Genomic DNA, 19,318 nt, shown 5'->3' on the forward strand with positions numbered 1-19,318 from the left:
ATCCGGCGGCCCGGGAGACGGGCGCCGTTGGTGAGGAGTCGTGGTGGAAGGGGCTAACGGAGGATGTCGCCGAGGACGTTGCGCTTCAGGAGGATGGTCGCGGCGAGCACGCCGGACATGAGCGAGGCGCCGACACCCACGGAGACGGTGTCCTGCCCCACGAGGAGCAGGTTGCGGATGGGGAGCCTGGGGCGAAGCCAGCGCTGGCGGAAGCGCTCCGGGCTGTGTTCCAGGCCATACGTGGCGCCTCGAGGACGGTTGGCGAAGTGGACGGTGCTGAGCGGCGTGGACAGCTCCTGATGTTCCACGCGCCCTCGGAGCTGGGGGAACCGAGCGAGGACGACGGCGAGCAGTCGCTCGGTGAGCTGGGCCTTGAAGGCGTCATACTCGGGCCCTCGTCGATGCCACCGGGTGTCCTCCCAGCGTGCGAACCAGTCATAGGGCGCGGAGCAGATGGCGGTGAGCGTGGAGCGTCCCGGGTGCCGCTGGGTCCACGTGGGGTCTCTCGCCGAGGAGGACCCCAGGAAGGTGAAGGGAAAAGGCGCCGACGGGCCGCTCCGCGACGCGCGCACGTTCGCGTCGTGGTCGTAACCGGCGTGGACCCACACATTGGTCGCGGGAAGGCGCACCTCGTCCGGGGCGCCCCGGATGCCCAGGTAGAGTGCGATGTGTCCCGTCGAGGGAGGAATCCGGCGCAGCGCCTGGATGGCCTCGGCGGGGCGCCAGCGCTCCGGGAGCAGCGAGCCCAGCGTCAGGGCCGCGCCCGCGCCGCTGATGACGTGTCGGGCCAGCAACGCCTCCCCGCTCGTCAGACGCACGCCCAGGGCGCGCCCATCCCGCACGAGAATCTCCTGCACCTCGGCCCGGGTGCGAATCGCGCCGCCAGCGCGGGTGATGACCGGGGTGATGCTTCGCAGGATGGCGCCGGGGCCGCCCACCGGGTAGCAGCCGCCTTCCAGGTAGTACTCGGCCATGAGCGCGTGCATGGCGAAGCTGCTGTCTCCGGGAGGAAGAGCGTAGTTGCCCCACTGTCCCGTGAGCACGCCCAGCAGCCGCGCGTCGGACGTGAGCGAGCGCAGCACGTCCCGCGTCGAGCGGTTCGCATGGCGGCGAAAGGGGCCACCGAGGACGGGTTGCGTGAGCGGCGTCAGCCAGGTGGGAAGGACGTGTTGGAGGAAGTACCGCTGCGAAGCGCGCTCCACGTCCCGGAGCAGCGAGACGTAGGTGGTGATTGCCTTGCGCTCCGCGGGGAACGCGCGGACCAGCTCCTCCTGGAAGGCGTCCGCTCCCGCGACGAAGTCGTAGCTCCGGTCGTCGAAGACGAGTCGGTCAAACACGCGGTCCATGCGCGCCCAGTCGAGCGCGCCGTCGGTGACGAAGTCGAAGACTCGGCGCAGCGGTGCGTTCGGGTCGTGCAGCTTGCCCAGGTAGTGCAACCCGACGTCCCACTCGTAGCCCTTGCGATGGAAGGTGTGCGTCATCCCTCCGGCGATGGAGTGACGCTCCAGCACGAGCACCTTCCTGCCGTGCCGCGCGAGCAGCGCCGCGGTGCCAAGGGAGCTGATTCCCGAGCCGATGCAGATGGCGTCGAACGACGCACCGCTGGCTGTCTCATCCGAGCGTGGGGGAAGCGGAGTCATGATGGCGCCCCTTCAGTCGCGAGCCGTGGAGGGCTGGCGAGCGGTGGCCAGGCGCCAGAGCAGGTGGGGAACGCCGATGATGGGCCTGGGAAGGAAGTGGCGCCGCTGCTCCGCCGTCAGCACCCGACGCAGGAAGAAGTGCAGGCGGAGCTGCTGGTACCAGGGCAGCGCGGGCTCCAGGTGGTGCGTCAGGTGACACGGCTGGCCCCACGGACCTCCGCCCAACAGCAGTCCCCAGAACCCCAGCCCCAGCTCGCGCGTCCCATTCGCCCGGTCCAGCGGCATGAAGAGGTGCTCGGTGCTCTCGCGCAGGCGGTCCAGGACGAAGCTGAGCCAGCTTCCGACGAGGAAGAGGGCAACAACCATGAACACGGGGCCGTGCAACCACATCGCCAGCGCCGCGCAGAGCAGGAGATAGGCATTGGTCAGCGCGACGGAGAGTCGACGGCTGCGCGTGTGCTCCTGGGGGCGCCACGGAAAGTAGTCCGAGTGGCTGAGCATCGGGGCCAGGGGCAGCAGCGCGCCCAGCAGTCGCCGGAAGCGGACAAAGTGGGTGAAGGAGCCATCCTCGGGTGTGCCCAGGCTCCGGTGATGTGCCGCGTGGGCTTCCGTGTAGTGGACGGGGTCAGCCAGGAAGAGGCGGCAGGCGTTGTTCGCCAGCAGCCGCAGCACCCGCGCCACCCTACCCTTGCCCAGGATGATGAGGTTGTGCGCGGCGCCCTCGTGGACGCTGAACGTGACGATGCCGCACACGAGGAAGCCATGCACCGCGCCGGACACGACGCCCGCCAGCACGGCCCCCTCCGGAGTCGCTCGGGGCCACGGCGACAAGAACGGCAACACCGTCAGGCTCAACAGGTCCGCGGCGAAGAGCCCCAGCAACAGGAAGACATTGAGCGTGTCATGAAGGACGGGGTGGGCCCGGAACTCCTCCTGGAGCGCACGCGACCTGCTCCGGAGGGCGTCGAGCTGCGCCTTCGTCAGGATGGGAAAGGCCTCGAGCTCGCGCTGCTGATACGCGACAGCCCACTGCTGGTCTTCGGGATGTTGATTCATGGAGATGCAATCAAGATGTCTTTGATTGCACCTCCGGCTCAACTCGCATGGGTGCTCACATTCCAGTCTCAGAGGGGAGAGCGCCCCTTCAACCGCCTTCCACGGGCCTACTGCTCATATTTCCGTCCAGGATTGGAGGCACGGCCGCGGGGCTGGTGGAGGACGGGCGGCTCCGGACGGAGGTAGCCGAGCACGAGCGCGCACAGCTCCTCCGGGAACGTGTCGTTCGTGAGGTAGTCGGGCCGGTCCACTCCCGCGTGGTGGCACAGCGCCTCCAGCGTGTGGACGACGATGAAGACGGCCATGTCGAGCTCGCGCGGGCGGATGTCCTCCACCCGTGGCGCGAGGAAGGCGCGGACGAGGCGGAAGAGCTGTTGCTCGAAGGTGTCCACGTACCCCAGCGGGCGCAGGTGCGGCAGCAGGCCATACCGGAGCGGGTCGAGCTGGGGATGGAGCCGCTTGAGCGTGAGGACCTGCTGGATGATGGCCCGGACCGCCACGGTGAGCGGGGCCGAGGCGGATTCATTCAGCCCGACCTCGAACTGCGCCAGCCACCGGGCGCCATGCTGCTCCAGCACGGCCATCACCAGCGCCTCCTTGTTCGGGTAGTACTGGTAGAGCGAGCCGATGCTGACGCCGGCCTCCTGGGCGATGCGGTTGGTGCTCGTGGCCTCGTAGCCGTCCCGGATGAGGATGCGGGCGGTGGCCGTGAGGATGGCGTCGCAGGTGGCCTGGGCCCGGGATTGGCGAGGTTGTTTCCGGCGGGTCGGTGAGGGGCTGCGGGGCATCCAGGCTCCTTGAAATGAGACCGAACCATTTCAAGGGGCCCTGCCCGCGGTCCACACCCGGGTGCGCGACGCCGATCCGCGCCGCACCCTTCAGGCCGGCGGCGACGCCGGCCCCTCCCCCGGAGCATCCATCGCGGGCACCGTCGCCGCGGCGGGATGCGGCGTGGCCAGGCCCAGCTTGAACAGCAGCCGAAGCACCAGACCGCCCACGTCGAGCTGCCACGGTCCGCGCCCGAGCATCGGCGAGCGCGGGTGGGCGTGGTGGTTGTTGTGCCAGCCCTCTCCCAGCGCGAAGAGCCCCACCCACCACACGTTGCGGCTCTCATCAGGCGCGTCGTACGAGCGGAACCCGAGCGTGCTCGCATGGCACACCGAGTTCACCATGTACTGGGCGTGCATCCAGAGCTTGAGCGGCAGGTACATCACGCACGGCGCCGCCTGCCAGCCCCACACCGCGACGACGAGCGCCAGGAGGAGCCCGTGAGGAACGTACCGGTACCGCCGCAGCCAGAGGTAGTAGCGGTCCTGGGCGAGGTCTCGGCAGTAGGTCTTGTAGGCCTCCCGGTCCGTCGACAGATCATCCACCACCCAGCCGAGGTAGCTGTACCAGAAGCCCCTGCGCGGCGTGTGCGGGTCCCGCTCCTTGTCGGCGTGCGCGTGGTGGAGGCGGTGGTTCGCCACCCACTCGAGCGGGTTGCTCTGCAGGGTCAGCATCGCGGCCGTGACCAGCGAATACTCCAGCCAGCGCGGGCAATCGAAGGCGCGATGGGTCAGCTTCCGGTGGAGCCCCAGCGTCGTCCCCAGCCCGGCCAACAGGAAGACGCCGAAGCCCGCGAGCACCCAGTCCAGGCGCCACGGGAGAAAGAACGCCGCGAGCGCCAGTGCGTAGTAGACGACCAGGATCAGCCCGACGAGCAGGTTCATCCGGACCGGTCTTGGGGCCAGAGTGGACGTCCGCATGATGTCTCCACCTTCAGCTCAGTGCGGAGATCTCTATAGCAGCCCTCGCGGACGTCGGTCTCGAAGCGTTCGCTATTCGTGGCGCCGCTGGAGGCTCATGCCTTTTCGCGCTTCCACTGCTCCCGCCGCCGCAGCTCGGCCTCGCTCGGCGGCTTGCTCTCGAACGAGCCGATCCGCACCTCGCCGGCCGGCGCGTAGGTCGCGATGATGACGCCTCTCTTCGACACGAAATGGTCGACGAGCTCGAGCGCGCCTGGCTTCTCCGCCCCGTCGAAGAGGCGCTTGCCCCTGCCGAGGAGCACCGGGAACGTCATCAGTACGAGCCGGTCGATGAGCCCCGCGTCAAGCAGCGGCGGATAGAGGGTGCTGCTGCCCTGGATGAGGAGGTCGCGCCCGTCGCTGCGTTTCAGCGCGGACACCACTTCCACGGTGTCACCGGAGAGCCGATGGCTCCCTTCCCAGCTCAGCGGCTCGTTCGAATGCGTCAGCACATATTTGTTGATGCGCTGGAATGTCGCGCCGATCGGGTCGTCGAGATTGTACGGCCAGTAGGCAGCGAAAATGTCGTAGGTGCGCCGAGCCAGTAACAGGTCGTAGTCCGCGCCGAAGAGCTTGCTGGCCGGCTCCTGCATGCTCTCGTCCCAGAAGTGGAACGTCCAGCCGCCGAGCGTGAAGCCGCCGGTCGGGTCCTCCTCGGGCCCGCCCGGCGCCTGCATGACGCCGTCCAGCGACTGGAAGACGGCGCCCGTGAGCTTACGCACGGACGCGTTCCCCTCTGGCGGCCGCCTCGATCTTCGCGACGTCTATCTTCTTCATCGTCAGCATCGCCTCGAACGCGCGCTTGGCCCGCTCACCGCCTTCGCGCTGCAGATCCATCAGAACCCTCGGTGTGATCTGCCAGGAAAAGCCCCATTTATCCTTGCACCAGCCGCAGGCGCTCTCTTCTCCACCATTCTTGGTAATTGCATCCCAATAGCGGTCGGTTTCCTTCTGGTCTTCGGTCATGACCATGAAGCTGACAGCCTCGTTCGGCTTGAAGTTGGGCCCGCCATTGAGGCCAACGAAGGACTGACCGAGGACCGTGAACTCGACAGTCAACTCATCACCCTGCTGTCCGCCCGGATAGTCGGACGCGGCTTCATTCACGGCCCCGACATGGCTGTCGGGGAAGATGGACGCGTAGAACTCGGCGGCCTTGCGGGCTTCGCCTTTGTCGAACCACAGGCAGGTCACCAGCTTATTGCTCATGAACTCCTCCTTGACGGGTCAGAGGGTGCATCGGCGCAGGATCATGGCATCACCCGGGCCATGGACCGCCGCGAACAGGCGTCCGGCGATGCAGGAGAGATGACCAACGAACAATCCGTGGAACTCGAAGAGCAACCACGTTTGTGCGTGCAGGTGCACCACAGGGCTCTCAGCCGAACGCGCTTGGCGCGGGTGGCTACCGCGACCTGGCGCCACCCCACGCAGGCCAGCGTGGACGCCCTGTACCCCCGTCCTGAATGAGTCCCTCAGCGAACGTCTCGACGACACGCACGCCACAGCGGCGTGCCTCATCCAGGCATGTCTCGAAGCTGCCGCAGGTGCTCACCGGCACCGCTCCATGGGTGACGCCTCGGGCGCGCACGACTTCGCAGAAGCGTTGAGTCAGTGCGACAACTCGCGCAGCCTCCGACCCGGCTGGCACGAAATGACAAGATTCCTGGCGTGAGCTGACATCTCCGGCGGGATTGCGCGGTGCTATAGCCGTCGCGTTGTTCGTCCAGCGGGTTCGACATCACCCCTTGCCAGTCCTGTGAGGAGGTATTCGGTGAAGACAACGCATCCCCGACAAATCCTTGTATTGATGCTGTCCTGTGCTGCCCTCGCCGCGTGCGGTGACGGCAGCGCCGGTGGCTCAACGACCCTCGTTGACGACGGTTCAGGCGGCCCCCGCACGTCGACGAGCCCCAGTGACAACCTCGTCGCGAGCGCGCAGAGGACACCGGTCGAGTGCACATTGAAGAGCGCGGGAGGCACTTGCGACTTCATCGTGAGCGACCTCTCGACCAGCACGGGCCCCGGGGTCGTGATGAAGAAGATCCTGAATCCCGGCTATCAGCCTGGACAACGCGTCTGCCTGAAGGCCGGCAACTATCCATATGCCCGCCTCTGGATTGAGAATGTGTCGGGCTCCGCCGGCAACCCCGTCGAGCTCATCAACTGTGGAGGCCAGGTCGTCATCGGCAATAACCTTGATGCCGATGGCGACGGCTATGTCGACTCGTCTCGGGGCATCGAGTTCTACAACGCCCGGTTCGTCAAGGTGTCCGGAGCAGGCTCTCCCGACCATCTCTACGGAATCAAGCTGGCGGGCACCAGCAGGAATTTCCAGGGGCTTGTATTCTCCTCGATGTCCACCGACATGGAAGTCGAGTTCCTGGAAGTCGCCCACTCCGGGTTCGCCGGCATCATGGCGAAAACAGACGCTGCTTGCACCGACACCAACCCCTCCTCATTCCGGGGCGGCTTCGTGCAGCGGAACAGCATCTTCCACGACAACTACATCCACGACGTCGGAGGAGAGGGATTCTACATCGGTTATTCCTTCTTCTATGGATACACGAATCGCCCCGACTGCGTCGGCACTCGGGTCTACAGTCACCCGGTCGAAGGGACCCGCATCTACAACAACCGGGTCGAAAGAACGGGCTGTGAAGCCATCCAGATTGGCTGCGGAGCCAACAGTGAGGTCCACAGCAACTATATCCGGGGCTATGGACTCAAGCCGTTCGACCCAGACCAGGACAACGGAATACAAATCGGGGCGGGAAGCTCCGGACGATTCTACAACAACTACATCATCAATCCCACTCCCTCGCGCCAGGTGGGCCATGGAATCATCATCCTCGGCTACAAGGATACGCAGGTCTATGGAAACACCGTCGTCAATCCAGCGGATGGCATCTATATTTCCGAAACTGTCACGAAGGGATTGAGCGGTTCCTACGAGCCCTACACGCTCACGGTGGCGAACAACACGGTGTACAACCCGGTGGGGACCGCTTCGAAGAGCCAGGATGGACGGGGCATCTGGTCAATGAATCCCTACGCGCAAATCCGACTGCTCAACAATCTGCTCGTCTTGGGAGAGCCGCTCACCACCATCCCGGCGGCCAGTCATGTCATCCGGAACTCCATCTTCGACCAGACACAGAGCGAGACCAATCGCAACCAGGGCACGCAGGGCCCGAACATCCAGGTGGCCGGTAACATCAAGGCCCCCAAGGGGGATGGCCCGGCCCACTTCACGAACGTGGCCGCGGAAGACTTCCGCCTCACGCCCACCTCTTCGGCGCTGGACTCGGGGGCGGACGTCACCGCCTACAACCTCACGGTCGCGATGGGCCTGGACCACCCGAATCAAGTCGTTCAGTCCCTGCCGCGCTTCCTGGGCAGCCGCATCGACGTCGGCGCGTTCGAGGCGGAGCCTCCAGCTGGTCAACAGTAGGCGCACACCCACTGGAGCATGGGACGGGCCGGCGTCGCGTCAGGCCTTGTCCGCCTGGGCGCGCCACGCGCCGGGGGCGAGGCCGGTCCACCGGATGAACGCGCGGTGGAAGGCGCTCGGGTCTCCATACCCGAGCGCCCAGGCCAGCTCCCCGAGCGAAAGTCTCCCCTCCCGCAGCCACTGGAGCGCGAGCTCACGGCGCACCTGATCCTGGATGCATGAGAACGTGGCGCCCTCGGCGACCAGCACCCGCTGCAATGACCGCACGGAGAGGCCGAGCGCGGCGGCAAGCGCCTGGAGATGGGCGGGCTCACGCAGGGCGATGCGGCGCGCCACCTCGGCGCGGACGCGGTCCGCGGTGCGTCCGATGGGGGGGAGGGCCTCCAGGGCGATGCGGGCCTGGCGTTCCAGGAGCTCCGCAAGCCCTGCGTCCGCGTGGACAATCGGCAGGCGCGCCACGTCGCCGTCGAGCTCGATTTCGTCGGGCCCGCCGAGAGACACCGGCGCACCGAACACGCGCGCGTGCTCCGTGAGGTCCGCGTCCGGGACCGCGCGCGCGAGCCGGACCGCCCGCGCGCCAATCTTGACGCCGGTGAGCTGCCGCACACGCACGAGGAAGCCCGCGAGCCCGTACTCGACCCCGTGACGGAAGTCCGCGACGTGGGGCCGGCGTAGCACGGCGCGCACCCGTATCACCCCTGGGGTGCGGTCTATCTCGAACTCGGCGTCGTCGACCAGGAGCCGCTGGTAGCGGACCAGGGTGTCGAACGCCGACCCCAGGTCGGGGCATGCGCGGGTGAGATAGTCGAGCAGGTCGAAGGCGCCAACGGTCAAGCGCTCCGCGAGGTGGAGGCCATAGGCGGGGTCTCCGGCAATCGCGGCGGCTACGTCCCATGCACGCACGAGCACTGGAAACGGAATGCGCGCGTCGGGCACGTCGAGCGGCGGTGTCCGCAGCTCACTCAGGAACCCGGCCCATGCGGGATGCCCGGCTGGCAGCCCGGCCGCGATGGCGCGCAACAGCAGAACGGAGGCGGTCCCTGCCATCGCGCCGCCATGCCCGGTCGGGCGCGAGGCCTGTTCCGTGGACGTGCTCGCGTGCGTTCCGTCCCGCAGGTCGGCTCGACTCCGCATTCGCGTAGGCTTGCGACGAGCCATCTCTGTCACAAGTTATCACGGGAGCCGTACATGGCGGCACTGCCGGGCGTGGCCGGTGGAAAGCCCTTCGCCGCCGAGCCGAGCTGGCCGCATGGCCGCCCTCCCGCCCATCGAGCCGGTGACCCCATCGCCCTTCCTTCAGGTGCCCCCGGAGGGTATTCACCGGGGGAATGAAGGACGCCGAGACCTCCCCCTCCCCGCCCGATACAGCACCGCCGTCCACCGCCATTCCCCTGGACGAGGTCCGCCGCTGCACGCGGCTCCTGGAGGCCATGGCCGAGGACCGGCTCCTGCTGGCCGAGCTCCCCTCGACGGAGAGGATTGCCCTCCTGACGGCCGCCGGCCGCGTGGTGCACCCGGACCGGCAGACGAAGACGCGCCTCACCAAGGCGCTGCGGAGGGACCGCAAGCAGGCGAAGCAGACGCATGACCGCGAGGCCCGCGCGACGACGGAGATTCGCGCGCTGCGCCGGGCCGCCGTCTTCACCGTGCCCCAGCTTCCACCCCCGCCTCCGTCCGAAGGGCCCGAGCGGCTCCTGACGGTGCCGCGCAAGTGCTACGTGTGCAAGGCGGAGTACCGCAAGCTGCACTTCTTCTACGACGCGATGTGCACCGAGTGCGCGGACTTCAACTACGCCAAGCGCACCCAGCGCGCTTCGCTGGCCGGGAAGGTGGCCCTCATCACCGGGGCACGCGTGAAGATTGGCTACCAGGCCTCGCTGATGCTGCTGCGCTCGGGCGCGCGCGTCATCGCCACCACCCGCTTCCCTCAGGACGCCGCGCAGCGCTACCTGCGCGAGCCCGACTTCGCGGACTGGGCCCACCGGCTGCACATCCACGGGCTCGATTTGCGGCACGCCCCTAGCGTGGAGCTCTTCGCCCGGCACGTGGAGCAGACGCACCACCGGCTGGACATCCTCATCAACAACGCGGCGCAGACGGTGCGCCGGCCGCCCGGCTTCTACGCGCACCTGCTGGAGGGCGAATTGCGCCCGCTGCATGAGCTGCCCGAGGCGGTGCGCCCGCTGCTCGCGGGACACGCGGCGTGCGTCGCGGCGGTGCAGCCGGCCCTCGGCGCTGGCGGCGCGGACGCCCCGGCGCTCGCGCCTACGTGGCGCAGCAGCGACCCGGCGCTGGGCATCCACTCGTCCGCCGCGCTGTCCCTGCTGCCCTACGCGCTGGAGCAGGAGGGCGACACCCGCGCCCTCTTCCCCCAGGGGCGGCTGGACGCGGACCTGCAGCAGGTGGACCTGCGGAACATGAACTCGTGGCGGATGAAGCTGGCGGACGTGCCGACGGCGGAGATGCTGGAGGTGCACCTCGTCAACGCGGTGGCGCCCTTCATCCTCTGCGGCAAGCTCAAGCCGCTGATGACGCGAGGGCGCACCACGCCCGGCCACATCGTCAACGTCTCCGCCATGGAGGGCAGCTTCTCGCGCGGGACGAAGACGGACCGGCACCCGCACACCAACATGGCGAAGGCCGCGCTCAACATGATGACGCTGACGTCCGCGCCCGACTACGCGAAGGACGGCATCTACATGAACGCCGTGGACACCGGCTGGGTCACCGACGAGGACCCGGCCGTGTTCGCGGAGCGCAAGCAGCAGGACCTCGATTTCCAGCCGCCGCTGGACATCGTCGACGGCGCGGCCCGCGTGGTGGACCCCGTCATCTCCTCGGAGAACACCGGCCAGTACGTGTGGGGCAACTTCTTCAAGGACTACCGCCACACCGCCTGGTGAAGGTGGGCGCGCGCCGGGCGCGAGGCCTCCGAGCGGCGACCTGACCGCCCTGGAAGCCGACCGGGCGGTGGCGAGACCGGCCGGGCAGGCCCGGCCGGGAGCAGGCGTACGGGACTGGAGTGGAGGGAGACTCCGGAGCGTTGAAGAGAGAGCCGCGAGCCCCTGCGCGAATGTCCCAGCCTCCTGCTGGGCGCGCTGGAGACTCCGCCGTGGCGCCCCTGTACTCATGCACGCTCGTCCTTTCCTCCCGCTGCCCCCCTCTCCAGACGACAGCCCCACTTCCGAGAGGCACGCACCTTTCCGCCCGCTGGCTCGGGTCTCGGTCCTCTTCGCGGAGCCCCTGCCCGCGACCCCGGAGTCGCTTGCCGGGTGGCTCGAGGAACTGGGGCTGGCGGACCTGGGCTTCACTGTCAGGAACGAGCAGGGCGTCCAGCTCACGAGCGGCCGGCACACCGTGCACGTCCTGCCGGGAAACGGCCCCATGCCCCGTGAGGGACTGGACCTGAGGCAGCTCCCGAACCTGCCCCGGGAGGCGGGCTACCTGACGCTCGCTACCGGTGTCTCTCCGGACGGGACGGGCGAGCGGCTGGCACGGGACGATGGCGACCTGGACCCGTGGGCAGGGGACGGTCGGATGCGCGTACTTTCGATGCTGGTGGCACGCCTGGCCCACGAGGGCATGGCGGTGGTCCTGCACCAGGCAGGCGCTCTCGTGAAGGACAGCAGCACGTTCGCGCGGCTGCTCCGGAGCCTGTCCCATCCCGACTACCGTCCGTTCGCCGCGTGGGTCGACTTCTCTCGCGGCACGGGCAGCCACCTGCTCCGGCTGCGGGGCATGGAGAGCTTCGGGCTGCCGGACCCCCAGCTCGCACTGGAGGAATGGGACACCTGGGAGACCGCGCGTGCCCGCGAGGCCCTGTACTTCGCCGCCTACCGCATGGTGCGCGAGCACCGGACACTCTCCGTGGATGAAATCCTGGAAGTGCCGCTGGACGTGCAGCCCGGCTCCTGGCCCGAGTCCTTTGGCGGAGACACGCTGCGCTACCGCATCCGTGCCAGCGAGCACCCCAGCCTGGTGCTCGAGCGCATCTCCGACGCAGCGGAGCCCTTCGCCCGCTGGGCGCGCGCATCGGCACCGGGCAAGCCGTCCCCTTCGAGCGTGGGCATCAACACGTACCAGGCCCTCTTCCGTCATGCCCTGGAAGGCACCCTCCCGGGCGACACTGTCGCCGAGATGGCACCTCCTGCCTCGCGGGAGCTGCCCCCTCACGTGGTGCTCATCCGCACGCGGCTGGGCACCTCCGGCTTCACGCTGATCACCAACGGCTTTGGCCGGGTGCCCCAGCCGGGAAACCTGCGGGACCCAGGCTCCGCGCATGTGGAGCTGGCGGCCTGGATGGACTCGCAGGGGCCGGAGCGGACCATGGTCCTGTCGACACTCGGAGCGCTGATGCAGTCGAAAGAGGAGGCCTGGGCGCGAGGCGACATCGCGGTCCTCTCCGAGCCGCTCCTGGGGCTGCGCCACTTCCTCCTCGCGCCGGGCCCCGTCGTGCCGCTGCCTCCAGGCTCGCCGGTGAACCTGCTCTGGGTGATTCCCCTGCACGCGGACGAGTTCGAGAAGGTTCGCCGTGCCGGCCCTCTGCTCTGGGCCAACCGTCTACTGAAAGACCCGTCCCGCCGCGCGGAGCTGCGGCAGCGCTGGAGCCTGGGCGTCCATTGACGTTGGCGCGCCCCCCCGCGCTTTGATTGCGAATCCACGCTCTCCCCCGCCCCGGGGAGGGGACCGCAAGGGTTGCGCCCTCGCGTCGCGGTTCCCATGCTTGGGCTGGCTTCTGGCGGAAAACCCTGACTCATAGGAATTCGAGTGAGAGTGAACCAGAGGCCGGGCGTCTACGGAGGATCAAGACAATGGCAGACAAGATCGTCATCTATTACGAGAAGGACTTCAGCGGCAGGAAGGCCGAGTTGCCCGTGGGCGACTACACCAAGGACGAGCTGCAGAAGAAGTATGGCATTGACAACAACACCATCAGCTCGGTGAAGGTGCCGCCCGGCCTGAAGGCCGTCCTCTACAAGGGCGACAACTTCAGCGACAAGTCCATGGACGTGCTGGCCGACGCGCACGAGCTGGACTGGATGCACAACAACTGCTCCAGCATCAAGGTCATGCCCTACGAGAAGCGCCGGGCCACCTTCTTCAAGAAGGAGGACTTCCAGGGTGCGGACGTGTCCCTGCCGCCCGGCCAGTACACCCAGGCCGAGCTGGAGCGTTACGGCATCGACAACAACACTGTCAGCTCGGTGAAGGTGCCGTCCGGCCTGAAGGTGGTCCTCTTCAAGGAAGACAACTTCCACGGACAGCAACTGCCCCTGAGTGCCGACGCCAAGGACCTGCACGCGTTGAACAACGCGTCCTCCAGCGTCAAGATCTCCTGACGCTGGGGCACGCTGGAAGTCCAGGCGGGTGGCGCTCCGGGCACCGCCTCGAGCGGAAACGCCGCGGGCACCGTATTTCCACAGGCTGCGACGCCCGGGAAGACGGTGCCCGCGAGGAGCGGGCCCCCGAGCCATCTACTCCTGCCACAAGCTTCGCGCGACGCGGGGGCCTACTTCGCGAATGTCACCGGCAGCGCCTGCACGCCGTGCATCAGCAGGCTGGGCAGTGGTGAGAGCGACTCCTCTGTGAGCGCAAGGCCCGGGAGCCGCTGCACCATGCCGAGCAGCGCGACCTGCGCCTCCTCCACGGCTGATTCGACGAGCTCGGGCGCCTCGCGCAGTCGCGCGAGCTGGTCCGGGTTCCGGAGCAAGGCGAGCACCGCATTGCCAATCAGGAACGTCGTCGTTTCGTGCCCGGCACCGGATAGGCCAGGTCCGCAATCACGTCCATTCGTCCCCTGGCGCGCGCCGCGTCGATGCGCTCGTCGACGACTTCCTGCACGAAGGACCGGAGCGCCTCGACCCGTTGCTGTGTGAAGGCCCGCCCCAGGAGGGCCCGCAGGCGCGTGTGCCGAGGCGGATCGGCGAGGTTCATCCAGTGGTCCAGGAAACGATCGTAGATGGCGAGCTTCTCCGCGAGCTCCGCCGAGAACGCCGCGGACCGGGTGAGCGCCGCGACGTCGTCGTAACGAGTCAACACATACATCCCCAGGCCCGGGTGCCAGTGCACCGGACCCTCGGCGCGCAATCGATGGAGCGTCGGGTGGGGGTCGGCGAGGAACCGCGGGCTGAGGAGGTCGTGCATGAGCGACCTTCGACGTTACATCGACTGCCCACGGAATGGGCCTCGAGGACAGGAGCCCAGGCGCTCCCGACCCACGAGGGATGTCGCCACGACGCGCCCGGAGTCACACCTTCGCGGGCCGGCGAAACGTCAGACACCCACGGTATGACATCAGCAACTTGATTACCGGACTGGCTCCGCGACCCGCGGCCCCAGGCACGCCATTTCCATATGACTTCGAAGACTTCCTGGATGCGATACGCCCTGGTCCTGTGTGGCCTGTGGGCCTTCACCCCTGGCTGCGCGAACCCCGACGCCGACGAGGGCCGCGAGCCCCCTGACGCCACCCGGCTGGCGCCCGCCGTCGGCGAGTCTGAGCCGTGCGGCGACCCCACGGACGCGGGCACGGACGACGGAGGAACCCCAGCCGACGCGGGCAGCGGCGACGGCGGCACTCCCTCGGCGGACCTGGGCATCATCGACTACGTGCTGCCCGCGCCCGACGCGGAGGCCGTGGGCACCAACGCGCGCGTCATCGTGGGCTTCGTCGAGGCGCTCGACGTCGGCTCACTCGGCCCCGCGAGCCTCGCCGTGACGGAGAACGGCGCGCCGCTTCCGGGCACCGTGAGCCACGACGCGAGCAGCCGGACGCTCACCTTCACGCCGGCGCGCCCGTTCGCCCCGGACGCGCTGGTGACGGCGACGGTGGGCACCACGGTGCGCACCGTGTCGGGGCAGAGCCTCTCCGCGCCCAGGGCCGTCACCTTCTCCGTGGCCACGCAGGCGGACACGACCGCGCCCACCGTGCTGTCGACCCAGCCCACCACCAACGAGGCGAACGTGTTCTTCTCGCGCCCCGTCTACATCGTCACCTTCCAGGAGCCCATGGACCCACGGACGCTCGGCGCCGGGACGGTCCAGTTCCAGCAGGTGCTGGGCACGGGCCCCGCGGCGCCGCTCCTCGGGGCGCTCGCCTATCACGGGCCGACGCGCTCGCTGCTCTTCCGGCCCAACCCGCTGCCCGCGCCCGGCGCCCGCGTCACCGGCACGCTCTCCACCCAGGCGCGCGACCTGGCCGGCAACGCCCTGGAGGCGCCGTTCACGTTCGCCTTCACGGTGGCGCAGTACCTGGACAACCAGGTGCCCAGCGTGCGGACGACGTCGCCCGCCCACCAGGCGCTGGGCGTCTCCACGCGCGTCGCCCCGCTCCTCATCACCTACAGCGAGCCGCTGCGCGCGGACACCGTGACGACGGACCGCGTGTACCTCGAGGAGCTCAACCCGGAGGGCACCCAGGTCGTCCGGCGCGTGCCGGGCACGGTGCGCTATGACGAGACCTTCCTCCAGGCCGCCTTCACGCCGCTGGAGACCTTGAAGTACCAGACGCGCTATCGCGGGCGCTCGCGCGACGTCGTGGACCTGGCCGGCAACTCGCAGTCGCTCTACGGCGGCTTCGACTTCGTCACCGAGCTGCCGCCCTCTCCTCCCCTCGTCCGCGGCGCCACGCCCGCGCCGGACATGCGCTTCGTGCCACTGGGGGGCCCGCTGCGCGTGAGCTTCGACCGCCCGTTGGACCCCACCTCGGTCGACACGACGACCGTCTCCGTCGCGGGCGTCACCGGGCTCGTCAACTACGAGCCCTCCACGAACACGGTGGTGTTCCGCCCCGTGCCGCCCTTCCAGCCCGCCACCGACTACACGGTGACGGTGCAGGGGGTGCGCACGCCGCAGGGCCAGCGCCTCTCCACGCCCTTCACGTACGGCTTCCGCACGGTGGCGGGGCGGACGAAGGTGAGCCAGGACCAGCCCGGCCAGCCCGGCCTGCCGGTGGTTGCCTCCGGCCCCCGGGGCAGGCTGGCCGTCTGGAACGTGAACACGGGCACTGGCGTCCAGGTGCGCGCCTCCTTCGACTCGGGCGCGGGCTTCCCGGACTCGGTCCTCGTCGGCCTGGGCCGCACCATGGACCTGCAGCCCCAGGTCGTCGCCTGGGGTGAGCGCTTCATCGTGAGCTGGTCGGACGCCCTCTACTCCCCGGACCGCGTCGCCATCTTCGACGGGACGTCATTCACGCCCGTGACGCCCACCACCGGGAAGCTGTTCGGCGTGGGCCCCAACCTCTACAACCTGAGCACCGACGGGAAGACCTTCCGCATCCTCAACGGAGACCAGTGGTCCATCGTCTTCCGGGCCACGTACCTGGGCTCCACGCACTCCGTCCTCCAGAACGGAGACCGCGTGCTGGTGTCGTCCGGCTACAACACCACCACGGAGGTCTCGGTCGTCTTCGACGGCGTGCAGTGGCTGGAGACGTACGTCACCTCCTCGCAGGACGCGCAGTACATCGCCGTCGGCGACAGCTTCGCCCGCGCGTGGGTCTCCTCGCGCGGCACGGAGTTCGCCCTCTTCAACCGCGACACGCGTCAGTGGGGCGCCGCGGAGCTGGTCGCCACGACGGTCTCCACCGACCTGCGCATCGCCACGGACGGCAACGTCCTCACCGCCGTCTTCGGCGCCAGCTCCGGCCTGTTCGCCTCCACCCGCGTCAACGGCGTCTGGCAGCCGACCGTGTCGCTGGACACCGCCTCCGTGCGCGACATCTGGGCGCTCGTGTCCCACCAGGGCAACTTCCTCGCGCTGTGGACCACCAACTCCGCCACCACGCAACTGCGCGCCGTCACCCAGGCGGGAGGCTCGTGGAGCTCCGCCACGAAGGCGGTGGCGGCCACGGGCGTCAACCGCGTGCTCGACGTGCGCGCGACGGCCGACGACCTGCTCGTGCTCTCCGCGAAGAACGACCTCTACAGCTCCGCGTATGAAATCTGGGGCACCGCGCTCACGTCCCTCGGCTGGCAGCCTGGCACCCTGCTGCGCGCCAAGGAGGACGCCCCCGCCTTGCTCGTCCAGACTGGCACCGTCCTGGGCACCGTCTTCGTGGCGCCCGGCCAGCTGCCCGTGAGGGACTACCTGGGCAGTGGACAGTGGGCGGCGGCGCGTCCGCTGGCGACGCCGGAGCGCGTGGGCAGCGTGCGCAACACGGCCGTCCACTTCCTCGATGACGGACGCGGCGTGGCGGCATGGGAGCAGTTCGACTCCGGCGCGTGGAGCCTGTGGGTCGCCGAGTACGACGGCGTGTCCTGGCTGGAGCCCGTGCGCGTGGCGCCCGGTGGAACCAGGCACCGGGTGGCCATGGACGAGTCCGGGGCGGCCGTCGTCATGTACCTGCTGCAGTCCACCACCAGCGGCATGATGGATGTGTGGACGGTGCGCTACGAGGCCGGCGTCGCGACGGCGCCGCTCAAGCTGGACACGGTGACGGCCACCGACCCGGACCTCGTCCTGGTCCATGGCCCCGCCGGCTTCATGGGCGCGTGGGGCGAGTGGGAGATTCGCGCGGCCCAGAGCGCGGAGGGGCAGACGTGGAGCGCGCCCGTGGTGGCCATCGCCCGCTACTCTTCGGAGGTCCGCTGGAAGAACACCCGGCTGGCGGTGATGGGCGCGTCCTTCGCGCTCGTGGCCCAGCGCAACAACACCCTCGACCTCGGCCTGCGCCTGAACACCTCGGGCGTCTGGCAGACACCGGGGTCCGAGGTCATGCCCAGCACCAGCTATGACTTCATCGCGGACGGCGGCACCGCGATGCTGATGTCGGCCTTCACCAACGAGTTCCGCTACATCTTCCACAACGGACTCGCCTGGTCCGGCCAGTACATCGTCTCCACGCCCGGGGAGGGCTCGGCCCTGATGGCGACCTCGCCCCAGGGGATTCGCCTGCACACGGGGAACAGCTGGTGGCGTTGGAGCGGGGCCGCGTGGCTGAAGGAGGCGACCAACGTCGGCCGCCCGCAGACGACCGGCCTCATGCGGTGCGACACGAAGGGCTGCGGCCTCGCCACGGGCCCGACATACTCCACGCCCGTGAACCTCCTGCTGTCCTATGCCCCGGGCACCGGCGCGTTCCAGAGCGGCGCATCGTCCACGGAGGCCTCGCCCACCCTCCTCGTCGGAGGGCTGACCTGGGACTTCGCCGGCGGCACCTACCGCGCCACCTGGCGCCACCCCACGCAGGCCAGCGTGGACGCCCTGTACGCCAGCACGGAGCTGTGACGCCCGACGGAGCGACCTGAAGAGAGGCCCCAGCGGCTGGGAGGCGTGCCACGCGCCTCTCCACCCGCGCCCGCCGGGTGCTGGGGCCACGCCACCACGACGGCACGATTACCACCGACAAGCCCGACGTCACGTGGGGCACCGACGCCACCTGCACGGTGACGACGGCAGTGGGCCAGGCCACCGGAGCGCCACACCTTCCTCTCGCCGAGTCAGGCCCGGCGAGAGCTGATGCAGTCGAAGCATGCGGCCTGATGACAACCCAACTGGTGTCTCAACAATCTTTCGGTCCGGTACACGGCTTTAGTATCAAGACGAAACTCGGCATCAGGTTCCCGCACCCCTTGAGTGCAAAGTACTGCTTCATCTGCAGCTCCCCCGCCTTACCCCAAGAGACCTTCTTGTTGATGGTGTACGTGTGCTTCCATCCGCCCGGACCCACGCCACCGGGAGGAGGAGTAGGGGGTTGGCCCCCCCGCCAGACTTCGCTTGCATTGCCATCGATAAGGTAAGCCCCCGTCAACGCGCCCTTCCCGCTTGCATAGAAAGTCACTTCCAGAGTCTGAACGTAGACGGACGTCGGCGTCACGTTGGAGACAGTCCAGGCGGGTTCTATCCTTCCTACGTCTTTGCAGACCCCGGAGTTAGCCCACGCGTCGTACACGGCTTCCTCTCCAGAAGTGCGCTGTTCGTCGTCCGTCGGTAGAACCGTGGTGATCACGATGCCCGGGGGTGCAGCTTCTGAAGCAATTGCTGCAGCGGGTACGAAGGACAAGAGCACGAAGCGTGCAGCCACCGCGGCCCACGACCTGCGCCACCTTGCAGCCGGCCAATGCCCCCGCCCGCGCTGTGGCGGAATCATGTTTGATGTCTCTTTCGGTTGCAGCATCACGGCCTCCTTGCCACGCACGAAGAAGGGCGCCTCTTCTGCACGGACGGCCATGTTCCGCGACTCGTCTGGCTGGCTACGCAGTGAGATCTCTGCGATCCCTGCCGTCCAGCGCCCCCCTCGATGATCCATCTTCTCTTGGTCACCCACTTCGGGTGAGACAACGGGCGTAGGGAGGAAAGGGGCGCCGCCCTGCATGGAGTGCAGTGGAGAGCTCGGGAGCCCGATGCGCCTGGTCAGGCGTGGCCCGATTCCTTGGCAAGAA

15 protein-coding genes are annotated in these 19,318 nt (G+C 68.4%); 5 read left to right on the forward strand and 10 right to left on the reverse strand.

The window, feature by feature from the left end; translation table 11 throughout:
• Window positions 1-53: 53 nt before the first annotated feature.
• From ACVTJA_RS29200 to ACVTJA_RS29225, 6 genes are all read right to left on the reverse strand, one after another.
• Window positions 54-1,640, reverse strand: a complete 1,587-nt coding sequence (locus tag ACVTJA_RS29200; protein WP_465824548.1) for a phytoene desaturase family protein — start codon at window positions 1,638-1,640, stop codon at window positions 54-56.
• A 12-nt stretch (window positions 1,641-1,652) separates the two neighbouring features.
• Window positions 1,653-2,696: a fatty acid desaturase gene (locus tag ACVTJA_RS29205; protein ID WP_465824551.1), complete on the reverse strand. Its 1,044-nt coding sequence runs from the start codon at window positions 2,694-2,696 to the stop codon at window positions 1,653-1,655.
• 107 nt (window positions 2,697-2,803) lie between these two features.
• Window positions 2,804-3,484: a TetR/AcrR family transcriptional regulator gene (locus ACVTJA_RS29210; protein WP_465824552.1), complete on the reverse strand. Its 681-nt coding sequence runs from the start codon at window positions 3,482-3,484 to the stop codon at window positions 2,804-2,806.
• A 90-nt stretch (window positions 3,485-3,574) separates the two neighbouring features.
• Entirely contained in the window at window positions 3,575-4,444 is an 870-nt protein-coding gene (locus ACVTJA_RS29215) for an acyl-CoA desaturase (protein ID WP_465824555.1), read from the reverse strand.
• Between the two features lie 95 nt (window positions 4,445-4,539).
• Window positions 4,540-5,205: a dihydrofolate reductase family protein gene (locus ACVTJA_RS29220; RefSeq protein WP_465824558.1), complete on the reverse strand. Its 666-nt coding sequence runs from the start codon at window positions 5,203-5,205 to the stop codon at window positions 4,540-4,542.
• A complete protein-coding gene (locus ACVTJA_RS29225) occupies window positions 5,198-5,692 on the reverse strand; it encodes a VOC family protein (protein WP_465824562.1) in 495 nt (164 codons plus the stop codon). The genes ACVTJA_RS29220 and ACVTJA_RS29225 overlap by 8 nt, the downstream gene beginning before the upstream one ends.
• Before the next feature lie 565 nt (window positions 5,693-6,257).
• Here ACVTJA_RS29225 and ACVTJA_RS29230 point away from each other — a divergent pair.
• Complete coding sequence (locus ACVTJA_RS29230; protein WP_465824564.1) at window positions 6,258-7,937, forward strand: right-handed parallel beta-helix repeat-containing protein; 1,680 nt, start codon at window positions 6,258-6,260, stop codon at window positions 7,935-7,937.
• A 39-nt stretch (window positions 7,938-7,976) separates the two neighbouring features.
• On the opposite strand, the gene ACVTJA_RS29235 is transcribed toward ACVTJA_RS29230, so the two are convergent.
• A complete protein-coding gene (locus ACVTJA_RS29235) occupies window positions 7,977-8,984 on the reverse strand; it encodes an AraC family transcriptional regulator (protein WP_465824566.1) in 1,008 nt (335 codons plus the stop codon).
• A 281-nt stretch (window positions 8,985-9,265) separates the two neighbouring features.
• Between ACVTJA_RS29235 and ACVTJA_RS29240 the strand changes: the two genes are divergently transcribed.
• The 3 genes from ACVTJA_RS29240 (at window position 9,266) to ACVTJA_RS29250 (ending at window position 13,276) form a co-directional block, all read left to right on the forward strand.
• Complete coding sequence (locus tag ACVTJA_RS29240; protein ID WP_465824568.1) at window positions 9,266-10,840, forward strand: SDR family NAD(P)-dependent oxidoreductase; 1,575 nt, start codon at window positions 9,266-9,268, stop codon at window positions 10,838-10,840.
• Window positions 10,841-11,066: 226 nt separating this feature from the next.
• A complete protein-coding gene (locus tag ACVTJA_RS29245) occupies window positions 11,067-12,560 on the forward strand; it encodes a hypothetical protein (protein WP_465824570.1) in 1,494 nt (497 codons plus the stop codon).
• A 188-nt stretch (window positions 12,561-12,748) separates the two neighbouring features.
• Window positions 12,749-13,276, forward strand: a complete 528-nt coding sequence (locus tag ACVTJA_RS29250) for a beta/gamma crystallin-related protein (RefSeq protein WP_465824572.1) — start codon at window positions 12,749-12,751, stop codon at window positions 13,274-13,276.
• A gap of 170 nt (window positions 13,277-13,446) precedes the next feature.
• Here the strand turns inward: ACVTJA_RS29250 and ACVTJA_RS29255 are convergent, their stop codons facing one another.
• Both ACVTJA_RS29255 and ACVTJA_RS29260 read right to left on the reverse strand, forming a co-directional pair.
• Window positions 13,447-13,656 (reverse strand): hypothetical protein, encoded by a 210-nt coding sequence (locus ACVTJA_RS29255; protein ID WP_465824574.1) that lies wholly within the window; start codon window positions 13,654-13,656, stop codon window positions 13,447-13,449.
• Window positions 13,657-13,667: 11 nt separating this feature from the next.
• Window positions 13,668-14,081, reverse strand: a complete 414-nt coding sequence (locus ACVTJA_RS29260; protein WP_465824576.1) for a hypothetical protein — start codon at window positions 14,079-14,081, stop codon at window positions 13,668-13,670.
• Window positions 14,082-14,312: 231 nt separating this feature from the next.
• Here ACVTJA_RS29260 and ACVTJA_RS29265 point away from each other — a divergent pair, with 231 nt between their 5' ends.
• Window positions 14,313-18,164: an Ig-like domain-containing domain gene (locus ACVTJA_RS29265; protein WP_465824578.1), complete on the forward strand. Its 3,852-nt coding sequence runs from the start codon at window positions 14,313-14,315 to the stop codon at window positions 18,162-18,164.
• A gap of 274 nt (window positions 18,165-18,438) precedes the next feature.
• Here the strand turns inward: ACVTJA_RS29265 and ACVTJA_RS29270 are convergent, their stop codons facing one another.
• A complete protein-coding gene (locus ACVTJA_RS29270) occupies window positions 18,439-19,107 on the reverse strand; it encodes a hypothetical protein (protein WP_465824580.1) in 669 nt (222 codons plus the stop codon).
• Window positions 19,108-19,318 lie beyond the last annotated feature (211 nt).

The organism is Pyxidicoccus sp. M6 (assembly GCF_055568925.1).